13 protein-coding genes are annotated in these 13,366 nt (G+C 74.6%); 10 read left to right on the top strand and 3 right to left on the bottom strand.

All coding sequences use genetic code 11. The annotated features are described in order from the left end of the window. The first annotated feature begins 84 nt into the window (after positions 1-84). Complete coding sequence (locus ACZ51D_RS30090) at positions 85-1,068, top strand: LysR family transcriptional regulator (protein WP_465664016.1); 984 nt, start codon at positions 85-87, stop codon at positions 1,066-1,068. 94 nt (positions 1,069-1,162) lie between these two features. Here the strand turns inward: ACZ51D_RS30090 and ACZ51D_RS30085 are convergent, their stop codons facing one another. Continuing rightward, positions 1,163-1,777, bottom strand: a complete 615-nt coding sequence (locus ACZ51D_RS30085; RefSeq protein ID WP_465664015.1) for a YceI family protein — start codon at positions 1,775-1,777, stop codon at positions 1,163-1,165. Positions 1,778-1,960: 183 nt separating this feature from the next. On the opposite strand from ACZ51D_RS30085, the gene ACZ51D_RS30080 reads away from it, so the two are divergent. From ACZ51D_RS30080 to ACZ51D_RS30060, 5 genes are all read left to right on the top strand, one after another. Beyond that, entirely contained in the window at positions 1,961-5,212 is a 3,252-nt protein-coding gene (locus tag ACZ51D_RS30080; protein WP_465664013.1) for a DEAD/DEAH box helicase, read from the top strand. Next, a complete protein-coding gene (locus ACZ51D_RS30075) occupies positions 5,209-5,403 on the top strand; it encodes a hypothetical protein (protein WP_465625309.1) in 195 nt (64 codons plus the stop codon). Before ACZ51D_RS30080 ends, ACZ51D_RS30075 begins: the two co-directional genes overlap by 4 nt. Positions 5,404-5,485: 82 nt before the next feature. Then, complete coding sequence (locus ACZ51D_RS30070) at positions 5,486-6,463, top strand: RNA polymerase sigma-70 factor (protein ID WP_465664012.1); 978 nt, start codon at positions 5,486-5,488, stop codon at positions 6,461-6,463. Positions 6,464-6,496: 33 nt separating this feature from the next. After that, positions 6,497-7,624: a DNA polymerase III subunit beta family protein gene (locus ACZ51D_RS30065; protein WP_465625313.1), complete on the top strand. Its 1,128-nt coding sequence runs from the start codon at positions 6,497-6,499 to the stop codon at positions 7,622-7,624. Positions 7,625-7,670: 46 nt separating this feature from the next. Beyond that, positions 7,671-8,474: an alpha/beta fold hydrolase gene (locus tag ACZ51D_RS30060; protein ID WP_465664011.1), complete on the top strand. Its 804-nt coding sequence runs from the start codon at positions 7,671-7,673 to the stop codon at positions 8,472-8,474. Between the two features lie 162 nt (positions 8,475-8,636). Here the strand turns inward: ACZ51D_RS30060 and ACZ51D_RS30055 are convergent, their stop codons facing one another. Further along, positions 8,637-9,239 (bottom strand): hypothetical protein, encoded by a 603-nt coding sequence (locus tag ACZ51D_RS30055; protein WP_465625317.1) that lies wholly within the window; start codon positions 9,237-9,239, stop codon positions 8,637-8,639. A gap of 227 nt (positions 9,240-9,466) precedes the next feature. Here ACZ51D_RS30055 and ACZ51D_RS30050 point away from each other — a divergent pair, with 227 nt between their 5' ends. The 3 genes from ACZ51D_RS30050 to ACZ51D_RS30040 all read left to right on the top strand — a co-directional run bounded on the left by ACZ51D_RS30050 (position 9,467) and on the right by ACZ51D_RS30040 (position 10,874). Then, the gene (locus tag ACZ51D_RS30050; protein WP_465625319.1) at positions 9,467-9,874 is read left to right on the top strand and encodes a helix-turn-helix domain-containing protein; all 408 of its coding nucleotides are present in this window, start codon (positions 9,467-9,469) and stop codon (positions 9,872-9,874) included. A 2-nt stretch (positions 9,875-9,876) separates the two neighbouring features. Further along, positions 9,877-10,401, top strand: coding sequence for a hypothetical protein (locus ACZ51D_RS30045; RefSeq protein ID WP_465625321.1), 525 nt, complete (start codon positions 9,877-9,879; stop codon positions 10,399-10,401). A gap of 131 nt (positions 10,402-10,532) precedes the next feature. After that, entirely contained in the window at positions 10,533-10,874 is a 342-nt protein-coding gene (locus tag ACZ51D_RS30040) for a DUF2516 family protein (RefSeq protein WP_360495912.1), read from the top strand. 122 nt (positions 10,875-10,996) lie between these two features. Here the strand turns inward: ACZ51D_RS30040 and ACZ51D_RS30035 are convergent, their stop codons facing one another. Further along, a complete protein-coding gene (locus ACZ51D_RS30035) occupies positions 10,997-12,526 on the bottom strand; it encodes a PP2C family protein-serine/threonine phosphatase (protein ID WP_465625323.1) in 1,530 nt (509 codons plus the stop codon). Between the two features lie 239 nt (positions 12,527-12,765). Here ACZ51D_RS30035 and ACZ51D_RS30030 point away from each other — a divergent pair, with 239 nt between their 5' ends. Next, positions 12,766-13,326 carry an O-acetyl-ADP-ribose deacetylase gene (locus ACZ51D_RS30030; protein ID WP_465664061.1) on the top strand — a complete coding sequence of 187 codons (561 nt, stop codon included), beginning with the start codon at positions 12,766-12,768 and terminating at the stop codon, positions 13,324-13,326. Positions 13,327-13,366: the final 40 nt, after the last annotated feature.

The raw sequence follows: 13,366 nt of genomic DNA, 5'->3' as shown, positions 1-13,366 counted from the left end.
TCCGACAGCCTCGCCGTGGTGGCGGGCCGCCGTCCAACACCTGTTCCGCCGCACTGACAACGCGCTGTTGTTAATCTGCCGCCCATGCCCCGTGACCTGCACCCCCGCCTGCTCCGCGGCTTCGTCGCGACCGCCGAGACCCTGCACTTCGGCCGGACCGCCGAGCGGCTGCACATCGCCCAGCAGGCACTCAGCCGGGACATCCGGACCCTGGAGGGGCTGCTCGGCACCACGCTGTTCACCCGCACCACCCGCAGCGTCGACCTCACTCCGGCCGGACAGCGGCTGCTGCCCCGGGTCCGCCGACTCCTCGCCCTGCACGACGAGATCCTCACCGAGGCCGGGACCGGAGCCGCCGCCCGGCCGCTGCTGCTCGACCTCAACAGCGACGTCACCGGCCCGGACCTCACCGCCGACCGGGTGCTCGGACGGGCCCGCGCCGCCTGGCCCGAGGGTGAGCTGCTGGCCCGCTTCCACGGCGGCCTCGCCGCGGCCGCCGCCGAACTGCTGGCCCACCGGCTGGACGCCTCGTTCGGCCGCTTCGCCGGGCTGCCCGCCCCGGTGCGCGCCCAACTCGTCCAGTTGCCGGTGCGGTTGGAGCGGATCTCGGTGATGATGGCGGACACCCACCCGCTGGCCGGCCGCCCGGCACTACGCCCGGCCGAGCTGGCCGGTCACCCCGTCGACATCTGCGCGGGCAACCCGGCCACCACCGAGTGGGCCGATCTCGGCGCCCGGCTGCTGCGCGAGCACGGCCTGACGGCGGCCGACCCGTACGTCCCCCCGGTGGGCGTGGACGAGACCGCCCGCTACCTCGCCCGGCACGGCGATCCGATGCTGACCACGGTCGGCGGGCCTAGGATCCCCGGCACGGTGAACGTGCCGCTGGTGGACCCGGTGCCGCTGAGCCTGGTCAGCCTGGTGCACCGGCCCGGCGAGCGCCATCCGGGGCTGCGCGCGCTGGCCGACGCGGCGGCCGGACTGGGCGCGGCCGAGGGCTGGCTGCGCCGCCCGCCGGGCAGCTGGCTGCCGGAGGCGGACGCGGCGCTGCTCCCGGTCGCCGGGTAACGGAGCGTTGCGACGAAACCGCCCCTGCCCAGGGGGGATGGGCAGGGGCGGCGTACGGGGGGCGGGTTCGGGCCCGCCTCGCGGGGTGTCCGGGTCAGGAGGCCTTGACGGCGGAGATGTCGAAGCTGAGCTTGACCTTCTCGCCGATCAGTACGCCGCCGGTCTCCAGCGCCGCGTTGTAGGTCAGCCCGAAGTCGGTGCGGTCGACGACGGCCTTGCCCTCGAAGCCGACCCGCTGGGCGCCGTACGCGTCGGTGGCGCTGCCGGTGTACTCGAGGTCCAGGACGACCGGGCGGGTGGTGCCCTTGATGGTGAGCTCGCCGGTCATCCGGTAGGCGTCGTCGCCGAGCGGCTCGGCGGAGGCGCTGCGGAAGCGGATCTCCGGGTGGGTCTCCGTGGCGAAGAAGTCACCGGTGCGCAGGTGCTCGTCGCGCTGGGCCTGGTTGGTGTCGACGCTCGCGACCTTGATCACCAGCTCGGCCGAGGAGTTGCCCGGGGCGCTGCCGTCCAGGTGCAGCTTGCCGTCGTACTCGGTGAAGCGGCCCTTGATGTTGGTCACCATGGCGTGGCGCACCGAGAAGCCGATCTCGCTGTGCGTGGTGTCGATCGCCCAGTCGCCGGTGAGGTGGGCGAGGTCGGGGCCGGCCGGCGTCTGGACGGCGGTGGTGGCGGGGACGTCGGTGGTCTTGGTGCGGTTGAAAAGGCCCATGGCTCCTCCTCGGGTCCGAAGCCATTTGTTTAGGCTTCAACTTGTTGGCTCCAGCGTAGGACTCTTTCGTTCAAATTTCAACCACAAGCTTCGAGGATCCCCCGAACGGCTCAGCGGACCCGCCTGTCAGCCCTCCCGACTAGGCTGCGAAGGACCGGTTCCCACCCGCCCGGAAGGCCCCCGATGTTCGTCCTGCACGCGCTCTGGCGGACGGACGGGCAGCTGGCGCTCTGGGCCGAGGACGCCCGCGCCCACCCCGGCACCGCCGAACCGCCGACGGACCGGCCCGCCCCGCCCGACCGGGCCGCCCCCCGGGCCCACCCCTACGCCTGCCCGGCCGGTGAGCTGGCCATCGTGCTCGGCGGCATCGGCCCGGGCCTCGGCTGGCTCGCCGGGCAGGCCCCCGAACGCTGGGCCACCCTGCTGCTGCCCACCATCGGCGCCGTCCCCGCGCCCTCGCCCGACCTGCCGGTCACCCCGCCGCGCGGCGGCGCCGTGCTCACCCCCTGGCGGGTACCGGCGCTGCTCTTCGACGCCGGGGCCGCCGCCCAGCTGCTCGGCGAGGTCTTCGACCCGCACTGGGCCGTCACCGACACCGACCTGCCCGGCGCCGGGCGCGTCGAGGTCGTCCACGGCCCCTCGCTGCGCTGGCTCACGGGGGTGCACGACCTCGCCTGGCGGACGGTCGGCCGGGGCCGGGTGCTGCCACAGCCCGTCCTCGCCGACGGCCGCCCGCAGGCCCGCTGGCGACCGGACCCCACCCCGGCCGGGCGCCGCGAGGCCGCCGCACTGGCCGCCGGCTGCCCGCCCGTCCTGCTGGGGGAGCGGCCGCACGGCGCCGGTACCGGGGAGGCGCTGCTGGGCGCCGTGCTGGGCGCGCTGGTGGACGCCGAGGCCCGCGCCGCCCTGGCCACCGCCCCGCCCGCCTTTCCGGTCAAGGCCGGGGCCGCACCCGGGGCCGTATCCGGTTCCGCACCCGGGGTCGCACCCGTGTCCGCCCTCGGGGTCGCGCCCGCGTCCGCACCCGGGGAGGCCGTCGCCGAGCGCTGGCTGCACGCCCTCACCACCCCCGACGGCCTCCTCGGCGACGTCCCGCCCGAGGACTTCGCCGAGCTGCGCCGCCGGGTCGCCGCCTGGTGCGCCGTCGCCGAGCCCACCGACCCCGCGCTGCGGCTCTGCTTCCGCCTGGTCGAGCCGCTCGGCCCCGACCCCGACGACCCCGATGGCCGCCCCTCCGACGACGCCTGGCAACTGGAGTTCCTGCTCCAGGCCGTGGACGAGCCGTCCCTGCTGATCCGCGCCGCCGACCTGCACGAGGGCGGCGCCGCGCACGCCGCCCTCGCCCGCAAGGCCGCCGGCCAGGCCGCCGACCCGGTCGACGTTCTGGTCGCCGAACTCGCCCGCGCCGCCCATCGCTGGCCCATCCTGGACGGGCTGCGCCACCGCTCCCGCCCGTCCGCCCTGCCGCTGGACCGGGCGGGCGCGCTGGACTTCCTGCGCACCGCCGCGCCCGCGCTCGCCGAGGGCGGCTTCGGTGTGCTGCTGCCCGCCTGGTGGCGCCGCCGCCCCCGCCTCGGGCTCGCCCTGCGCGCCACCACCCCGCCCGCGCCCGGCTCGCTCGCGGTCGCGAGCCAGGTGGACCGGGACGCCGTGGTCGCCTTCCGCTGGCAGGCCGCGCTCGGCCCGGACGGCGCCCCGCTCACCGAACAGGAGCTGGCCGAACTGGCCGCCGCCAAGCAGGGCCTGGTGCGGGTGCGCGGCACCTGGCTGGAGGCCGACCCGGCGCAGATCGCCGCCGCGCTCGCCTTCCTCGCCGACCGGCGCGACGGCGTGCTGGCCCCCGCGGACCTGCTGCGGCTCGCCCTCGACCCGCAGGCCTCGGTCGCCGGACTGCCGGTGACGTCCGTCCACGCGGACGGCCCGCTCGGCGATCTGCTCGCCGGGCGCACCGACGCCGCTCCCGCCCCGGAGCTGCCGCCGGACTTCCGGGCCGTGCTGCGCCCGTACCAGGAACGCGGACTGGCCTGGCTGCGGACGATGTCCGGGCTCGGCCTCGGCGCCGTGGTGGCCGACGACATGGGCCTCGGCAAGACCGTCCAGACCCTCGCCCTGCTGGCCACCGAAAGAGCTCTCGGAGCCACCGGCCCGACCCTGGTGGTCTGCCCGATGTCCCTGGTCGGCAACTGGCAGCGCGAGGCCGAACGCTTCGCCCCCGCCCTGCGACGGTACGTCCACCACGGCTCCGGCCGCCTGGGCGAGGAGCAACTCGCCGAAGCCGTACGGGAAACGGACCTCGTCATCACCACCTACGGGCTGGTCCAGCGCGACCTCGCCGCCCTGCGGGTGATCCGCTGGCGCCGGGTGGTCGCCGACGAGGCCCAGCACATCAAGAACACCGGCACCGCGCAGTCCCGGGCGATCCGCGCGCTGCCCGTCACCCGACACCGGGTCGCACTCACCGGCACCCCGGTGGAGAACCGGCTCTCCGAACTGCACGCCGTCCTGGACTTCGCCAACCCCGGCCTGCTCGGCTCGGCCGAGCGCTTCAAGGAGCGCTACGCGATCCCGGTCGAACTGCACCGCAGCCCCGAACGCACCGCCGAACTCCGGCGCCGCACCGCCCCGTTCGTGCTGCGCCGGCTCAAGTCCGACCCGGCGGTGGCGGCCGACCTGCCCGCGAAGCAGGAGATGACCGTCTGGTGCAACCTGACCGCCGAGCAGGCGGGCCTCTACCAGGCCGTGGTCGCCGACCTGCTGCGCCGGGTCGAGGGGATCCGGGGCGTGGAGCGGCGCGGCACGGTGCTGGCCGCGATCGGCAAGCTCAAGCAGGCCTGCAACCACCCGGCCCAACTGCTGCACGACGGCTCGGCGTTGGGTGAGCGCTCGGGCAAGGTCGCCCGGCTGGCCGAGCTGCTGGAGGAGGCGCTGGCGGAGGGCGACCGGACGCTGGTCTTCACCCAGTACGCCGAGTTCGGCACGATGCTCCGCCCGTACCTGGAGCGGCGGCTCGGCGAGGAGGTGCTCTACCTGCACGGCGGCCTGTCCCGGGCGCGCCGCGAGGAACTGGTCGAGCGCTTCCAGTCCCCGGACGGGCCACGGGTGTTCCTGCTGTCGCTGCGGGCCGGAGGCACCGGCCTCAACCTGACCGCCGCCAACCAGGTGATCCACCTGGACCGTTGGTGGAACCCGGCGGTCGAGGAGCAGGCCACCGACCGCGCCTTCCGGATCGGCCAGCGCCGGGACGTCCAGGTCCGCCGCCTGGTCTGCGTCGGCACCGTCGAGGAGCGGATCGACGAACTCCTCGCCGCCAAAAGGTCGTTGGCCGAGACGGTGGTGGGGGAGGGGGAACAGTGGCTCACCGACCTGCCCGTCGACGCACTGCGCGAACTGGTCGCCCTCACCCGGGAGGACGCCGTGGCCGAGGAGGACGCATGAGCGAAGAGCCGAAGCCCACGATGGTCAACGTCGCCGCCTACTGGCGCGGCGACTTCACCCTGCGCCCCGAGGCGCCGGAGGAAGAGCCGGACGAACCCTCGCCGCACCGCCTCGGCCGCTCCGGCATCACCGCGCACGGCCGCGACCTCGCCGTCCTGCTCGCCCCCGCCTACGACACTTTCCGCAGCTGAACCGGGCGTTGAACCAGGCGCCGAACCGGGCGTTGCACCAGGCGCCGAACCCCGGCGCCTACTGTGCGGTAGCGTCCCGAAGGTGACCGACACCTCCGACACCCGTCTCGCCGATTTCGAGCAGCACCGGCGGATGGTCTTCGGCATCGCCTACCGGATGCTCGGCAGCGTCGCCGACGCCGAGGACCTGGTCCAGGACACCTGGCTGCGCTGGAGCGGGGTCACCGGGCCGGTCGCCAGCCCCGGCGGCTTCCTGGCCCGTACGGTCACCAACCTCGCCCTCAACCGGCTGGACTCGGCCGCCGTCCGCCGCGAGTCCTACGTCGGCCCGTGGCTGCCCGAGCCGCTGGTCACCGAGCCGGACGCGACCGACGGCGTCGAGCGCGCCGAGACCGTCTCGCTCGCCCTGCTGGTGATGCTGGAGAGCCTGTCCCCGCTGGAACGGGCGGTGTTCGTCCTCAAGGAGGCCTTCGGCTTCTCCTACCTGGAGATCGCCGAAGCCCTGGACCGCACCGAGACGGCCTGCCGCCAGGTCGGCAGCCGGGCCCGGGCACACGTCCGCGCCCGCCGGCCCCGCTACGACGCCCCGCCCGAGCTGCGCCGCCGCGCCACCGACGAGTTCCTGGCGGCCTGCGTCGGCGGCGACCTCAACCGGATGCTCGAACTGCTCGCCCCCGACGTCACCACCTGGAGCGACGGCGGCGGCGTGATCCGCGCCGCGCTGCGGCCGGTCACCGGCGCCGAGAACGTGGCCCGCTTCACCCTCGGCGTGCTCCGGCAGCTGGGCGAGGGCGCTGTCGCCCGCCCGGTCCTGGTCAACGGCGAACCCGGCCTGCTGATCACCGTGGACGGCGCGGTCGACTCCGTCTCCGTGCTCGACTTCGTCGAGGGACCGGACGGCACGCTCCTGATCTCCGCGATCCGCGCCGTCCGCAACCCGCAGAAGCTCACCCACCTCGCCGACCTTGACCTCGCCCCCGCCCCCGACGCCGGTGCCGCCTCCGCCTCCGACCCCGGTGGCGCCCCCGCCTCCGACCCCGGCGGCCTCGAGCGGGCTTGACCCTCGACCAGGTCGAGCCCACACAGTCACGGCATGGAGAGCGAGCTGCACAGCATCGGCGAGCTGGCCCGCGCCAGCGGCCTCGGCGTCGGCACCCTGCGCTACTACGACGGCGCCGAGGTGCTCACCCCCGCCTGGGTCGACCCGCACACCGGCTACCGCTGGTACCGCCCCGGCCAGCTCGCCGACGCCCGGCTGCTGGCCCGGTTGCGCCGGGTCGGCCTGCCGCTGGCCGGCATCCGCGCCGTGCTCGGCGCCGCGCCCGGCAGCGGCGAGGCCGGCCGGGTGCTCGACGCGCACCTGCGGCGCCTGGAGGACGGCCTCGCCGACGCCCGCCGCGAGCTCTCCCTGATCCACGCGATGATCGACCAGAGGGAGCAACCGATGACCGCCGACCCCGCCGACCCCGCCGACCGCCGCCTCGCTGCCCCGAGCCTTACCGTCCCGAGCCTCACCATCCCGGCCGACGGCCTGGCCGCCGCCCTGGACGCGGTCCGCTTCGCGGTCTGCGGCGACCCCGAGCTGCCCGCCCTCGCCGGGGTGCTGTTCGAGCCGGACGGCCCGGTGCTGCGCCTGGTCGCCACCGACCGCTACCGGATGGCCTTCGCCGAGGTGCCCGCCTCCGGAGACCTGCCCGAGCAGCCGGTAGTCGGCACGATCGTCCCGACCCCGCTGGTGGACGCGCTGCGCGCCCTGCTCGGCCCGGGGACCGACGAGGTCACCCTTACCCTCGGCGGCGGCCTGGTCCGCGCCGAGGCGGGCGGGCACCGGATCGAGGGCGCCGCCCTGGACTTCGACTACCCCGACCACCGAGTCCTGACCAGGCTCGAACCGGAGCACCGGATCACCCTCCCGGCCGCCGAACTGCGCGCCGCCGTCGAGAGCGGCGCCACCCGCACCCTGCCCTCCGGCCCGCACGGCGCCGACTGCGAGGTCACCGTCCTCACCCTGACCGGGGACGGCCGGCTGGCCGTCGCCGCCGACCCGGCCCCCGAGGAGGTCCGACTGGCCGTCAACCGGGACTTCCTCCTCGACGCCCTCGACGCCGGTCGGCCCGAACAGCTCCTGCTCGAACTCGGCGGCCCCATCGCCCCGCTGGCCATCCGCACCCCCGGCCGGGCGGGCACCTTCTCCGTCCTGATGCCCATCCGCCTCCCGTAGGTCGTCCTCGAGCCCCTGCCTGCGGGGGCTCTGGGAGGATCGCCGGATGAGCCAGCACACCGGTCGTCCTGTGTCCGAGGTCCACGTCCCCGCCCCCGGCGGAGGCGGGTTGTGGGCGGAGCGCGGCGGCGCCGGCAGCCCGGTGGTGCTGCTGCACGGCTCCGGCATGGATTCCCGGCTGTGGGACGCCGTCCTCCCGGAGCTCTCCAGCCACCACGACGTGATCCGTTACGACGCCCGGGGCCTGGGCCGGTCCACCGAGCCGGAGCAGCCGTTCGACGACGTCGAGGACCTGCGTGCCGTGCTGGACCACTTCGACCTGGCGAGCGCCGCGCTGGTCGGCCTCAGCATGGGCGGGGAGACCGCGCTGGACTTCGCCCTCGCCCATCCGGACCGGGTGACCGCGCTCGGCCTGGTCGGCGCCTCGGTCAGCGGCCACGACTGGCTGCCCTCCCCGGAGACCACCGCCTACGCCGAGGCCCGCCGACGGGGCGACGCGGCGGCCCTGGCCGAGCTGGAGCTGTCCGTCTGGGCCGCCCTGGGCCGGACGGCGCCCGGCGGCGAGCTGATCGCGGCGATGGTCGAGGAGAACGCGGCTCGCCGCATCGTCAGCGAGCGCCACCTCACCGGCACGCCCGGGCGGCCCGCCGAACCCCGCCTCGGTGAGGTCGCCGTCCCCACCCTGGTCGTCCACGGCGACCGGGACCACCCCGAGATCGCGGCGATCGCCCGGCGGCTCGCCGCCGACATCCCCGGCGCCCGGGGCCGCCTCGTCCCGGACGCCGACCACTACCTCCCGCTGCGGACCCCCGAACGGCTCACCGAGCTGCTGCTCGCCCACCTGGCCTGACCGGCCCCGCCCGCGAGTGCGGGCGGACCCGACCGGAGCGCCACGTCGTCCATCCGGACGTCGCTGCGCAGTCGGTCCGGCTCGGTGTCGCAGGCTTCTCAGGGCTGTGCCGCGCGTTCGAATTCCTGGCGCAGGACGGGGAGCCCCGGCACCGGTCGAACGTCACCCGTCGAAGTTGGACCAGAAGATCCCGACGCCCGCGCCGCTCTCGTCCTGACCGACCAGGATGCTGTTCGAGGTGAAGCAACTGGTGGGGAAGACCAGGGAGTTCGCGCCGCAGTCCGGGTCGACGACGACGTCGAGCACGGGGGTCCGGGAGCCGCTCTCCTGCTGCGCCCGGAACTCGGCCACGGCATGGGCCTGGGGGTTGTCGGCCTGCGCGAAGCCGGCGGTCCGGCCGAGGGCCCCGCCGATGGCCAGGTTGCCCGGGGTGCTGGAGTAGATCGCCGACGCGCCGTCACTCAGCATGTTGACGTCGTCCGACGCCTCCTCCCAGCTCGCACCCGCCAGCGCCTGCGGGGTGGTACCGCCGGCGACCAGCGCGACTGCGGAGACGGTGGCTCCCTGCTCGTCGTCCCACTCGTACGCCAGGTACACCTCGTGCAGCCCGTCGGCGAGGACGGGGAACGTGTAGAACTCGGCACCGTCGAGCCCGCACACGGCGATCCCCCCGCGGCTCAACAGCCGCCCTGCCAGCGTGAACTCGCCCGGGTACCCGCCATGGTTCGCCTTCAGAACTGTCTCGATTGCTTCGATCATCTGCATGCTGGGGAGTGTGCCACTGCGCTCCGACAGGCCCCCCACGTCCGCCGATACCCTCGCCTCGAGCGCAGCTGCCCGACGGCACCGACCGCATCGAGTACGCCCTGCGCCCGGGTGGCTGAGCGCCGTGGAGGGCCAGAGTTCGCGCTGCTTGGCCCACGGGTGGGCACATCTTTGCTCCCGCTAGCACCCTGCTTGCATTTGCAAGCAGGGTGCTGCAGGCTGTCCGCATGGCCTCACTCAACGTCGGCTCGCTCGGCGAGTACATCCGGGAGCAGCGCCGCAACGCGCAGTACTCGCTGCGGCAGCTGGCGGAGGCCGCCGGCGTGTCCAACCCGTACCTCAGCCAGATCGAGCGCGGGCTGCGCAAGCCGAGCGCGGAGATCCTGCAGCAGATCGCCAAGGCGCTGCGGATCTCGGCGGAGACGCTGTACGTCCAGGCCGGGATCCTGGAGGAGCGGCGGGGCGAGGGCCTGGAACTTCGGGCCTCGATCCTGGCCGATCCGCTGATCAACGAGCAGCAGAAGCAGGCGCTGCTCGCGGTCTACGACGCCTTCCTCAAGGAGAACGCCGCTCCGGCCCCCGGTGCGACGACCGACGACTCAGCCACCCAGAACCCTCACCGGGAGGACCGGTAACCATGCCGATCACGGACGAGATCAAGAAGACCCTCAGCGACCCGACCCCGCTGTACGCCCTGGCCGGCGCCGGGGACCTCGCGTACGAGAAGCTGCGCGAGGTGCCGGGCAAGGTCGAGGCGCTGGCAGCGGACCGCAAGGGCACGCAGGAGAAGGCCACCGCCAGGCTCCAGGAGGCGCAGTCGCTGCTGGTCGGGGCGCCGGCCAAGGTCGGCGAGGCCGTCACCGCCCTGCCCACCGACCTCAAGGTCCTGCAGGAGCGGGCCCAGGGCTTCGCGCTGCAGCAGGTGGGCCGTGCGGTCGAGCTGGCGGTGAAGGCCAAGGAGGCGTACGACGAGCTGGCCGAGCGCGGCAAGGTCGTGGTGGAGAAGGCCCGCCCGAGCGCGCCGGCCGGGACCGCCGAGCTGGCCGAGCAGCCGGTCGACGTCGAGCCGGTCGAGGCCGAGCCGGTGGAGGACGGTGCCGCCGAGCCGGCGCCGAAGAAGTCCGCCCGTGCTCGGAAGGCGGCCTCCGCCGACGCGGAGTAGCAACGCGGAGTGAGGCCCTTCCTGGAGGGCACATCCGGTGACCACGGAACGTTGGCACCGGTGCGGACGGTCGCCGTGCCAGGATGGGCGGCGGTCGAAACGCCGGGAGTCGAGAGACAGAGGAGATCGCGATGGTCGGAGTGCTCCAGATTCTGGCCTTTTCCTACCTGAACCCGATCTGGTGGGCGACGATCGCCATCCTGGCCTACAAGTTGTTCGCCCTGGTCGACGCGGCCACCCGCAGGGAGGACGCCTACCGGGCGGCGGACAAGAAGACCAAGGGGTTCTGGATCGCGATCCTCGCGATCTCCTTCGGCTGGGATTTCCTGTTCGGGGTGAACTTCTTCACCGGCATTGGCACCCTGGCCGGTCTGGTCGCCTCGATCGTCTACGTGGTGGACGTCCGCCCCGCGATCCGGGCACTGACCGGAGGCGGCGGCCGAAGCAACACCGGCCCGTACGGGCCCTGGTAGGCGCGACAGCGGACAACGCGGCGGCCCGGGCGGGGAGTTCACCCCGCCCGGGCCGCCGCACATCCGCACACCCACACATCCGCTCGGCCGCCAACCCGCTCGGCTGTCAGCCTGCCCGGCTGTCAGCCGAGGATCAGCTGCACCGGGTTGCGCTCCAGCAGCAGTACCGCGACGTCGTCGGTCAGCGCGCCGCCGTTCAGCTCCTCGACCTCGGCGATGGCGCTGTCGACGAGCCGCCCCCGGGTCAGCCCGGCGGCCTGGTGGTCGCCGATCAGGTCGGCGAGCCCGTCCTGGCCCAGGCGGCGCGACCCGGCCCCGACCCGGCCCTCGATCAGGCCGTCGGTGTAGAGCAACAGCCGCCAGCCGGCCCGGAGTTCGACCTCGTGGGCGGGCCAGGCGGCCTCCCCGTCGTGGCACGGCAGCAGGCCGAGCGCGGGCCCGGCGAGGTCGGCGGGCAGGCTGACCGGCTCGTGGTCGCGGCCGAGGAGCAGCGGGGCCGGGTGCCCGGCGAGGTAGAGCCGGGCCTTCTCGCCGGTGCCGAGCGAGTCGAGGTCGCTGTCGGTGCCACCCGGGCCGATGACGAGCATGCAGAGCGTCGCGAAGATCTCGTCGCTGCGCCGCTCGTGCTCCAGCACGTGCTGGAGGGTGGTGAGCAGGGCCTCGCCGGTGAGGCCCGCGAAGACCAGGGTGCGCCACGCTATCCGGAGCGCGACGCCGAGCGCGGCCTCGTCCGGGCCGTGGCCGCAGACGTCGCCGATCACGACGTGGACGGTGCCGTCGTCGGTGCGCACGGCGTCGTAGAAGTCGCCGCCGAGCAGGGCACGGCGGCGGCCGGGGCGGTAGCGGCGGGTGAAGGAGAGCCCGGCGCCGTCCAGCAGCGGGGTGGGCAGCAGGTGGCGCTGGAGGCGGGCGTTCTCCTGGCCGCGCAGCTCGGCCTCGACGAGACGGCGCTGGGACTCGTCGGCGCGCTTGCGTTCGACGGCGTAGCGCAGGGCGCGGGCCAGCAGTGGGCCGTCCGTCTCGTGCTTGATCAGGAAGTCCTGGGCGCCGGCGGCGACGGCGGCCGCGCCGAGTTCGGCCCCGGCGGCGTCGGTGAGCACCACGACGGGGATGTGCGGGGCCCTGCGGAGCAGTTCGTGCAGGCCCTCCAGCCCGTCGGAGGAGTCGGACGGGTGTGCGAGGTCGGCGGGCGCGGCGAGGTCGAGCAGCACGCAGCCGAACTCGGGGCCGCGGGAGCGTCCGCGCCGGGCGGAGTGCGCGGGGGAGGCCAGCAGTGCGATGGCCTGGTCGAGGCCGCGGGCCCACTGGATCGCGATGGAGGTGCCGCTGTCGGCCACCGCCGCCTTGATCAGCTGGGCGTCCGAGGCGTCGTCCTCGATGACCAGCAGTCGGAGCGGCGCGGCGCCGGCGGCGTTGTCCGGTCCTGGGCCCGGTCCTGGGCCTGGTCCTGCACCCGGCGACACCTCGGCGACGTGGGAGGGGTGGGCGGCGTGCGCCGCCCGGGCCGCCTGTGAGCGGGGGTGGGGTATCGGGGAAGTCGCCGTTGCCGGGCCGGTCGTGGCCAGGCGGTTGCGGGCATGGCCGACGGGGGCGCCGTGGGCGCCCGGCAGGTCCGCGGCACCCGGTGCCCGCCCGTCTCCCGTTGCGGGCATCGGTGGTTCCTCCCTTTCCCCGACTGCGTAACGGTCGACGTCCGTCCGCAGTGCCCGCCTGGCACCGTGCGTCGGGGAACTTCTCGCGACCATAACGTGATCTCCGGGGATTTCTTTGGCCGACCGGCGCCGTTGTGGTTATTGCCACGCCGGTGGGGGTGTGGTGATCGGACTCGGATGACGGCTGGGATGCCCGGCGCGGCGGTTGCCGTGCGGGGCGGAGAAGGGGGCAAACGGTGGTGGCACGTATCACCCTGGTCGAGGGTGACATCACGGAACAGCAGGTGGACGCGGTGGTGAACGCCGCGAACTCGTCCCTCCTGGGCGGCGGCGGAGTCGACGGCGCGATCCACCGCAAGGGCGGACCGCAGGTCCTTGAGGAGTGCCGTCGGCTGCGCGCCTCGCACTGGGGCAAGGGGCTGCCCACCGGGCGCGCGGTGGCGACGACGGCCGGACGGCTGCCGGCCCGGTGGGTGGTGCACACCGTCGGGCCGGTGTATCGGGCGGAGGAGTACGAGGAGCGGGCGGAGCTGCTGGCCTCCTGCTATCGCGAGTCGCTGCGCGTCGCGGCGGAGCTGGGCGCGCGCACGGTGGCCTTCCCGGCCGTGTCGGCCGGGATCTACGGCTGGCCGCCGGCGGACGCGGCCCGGATCGCGCTGGGCACCGTCGCCGAGGTGCTGGACGGCGGTGACCCGGAGGCGGGCGCGGAGCTGGCGGAGGTGCGGTTCGTGCTGTTCGGGTCGGAGATGTACGGGGTGTTCGAACGGGCCCGACAGGCGCTGCTCGGGCGGGACGACTGACGACACAACGGCTGACGGCGGGGCTGGGCGTGGTGCGCAC

The sequence above is a fragment of the Kitasatospora sp. NPDC033851 genome, from assembly GCF_055576085.1.
The sequence above is the reverse complement of the archived record's forward strand: the minus strand, read 5'-3'. Positions and strand labels throughout refer to the sequence as shown.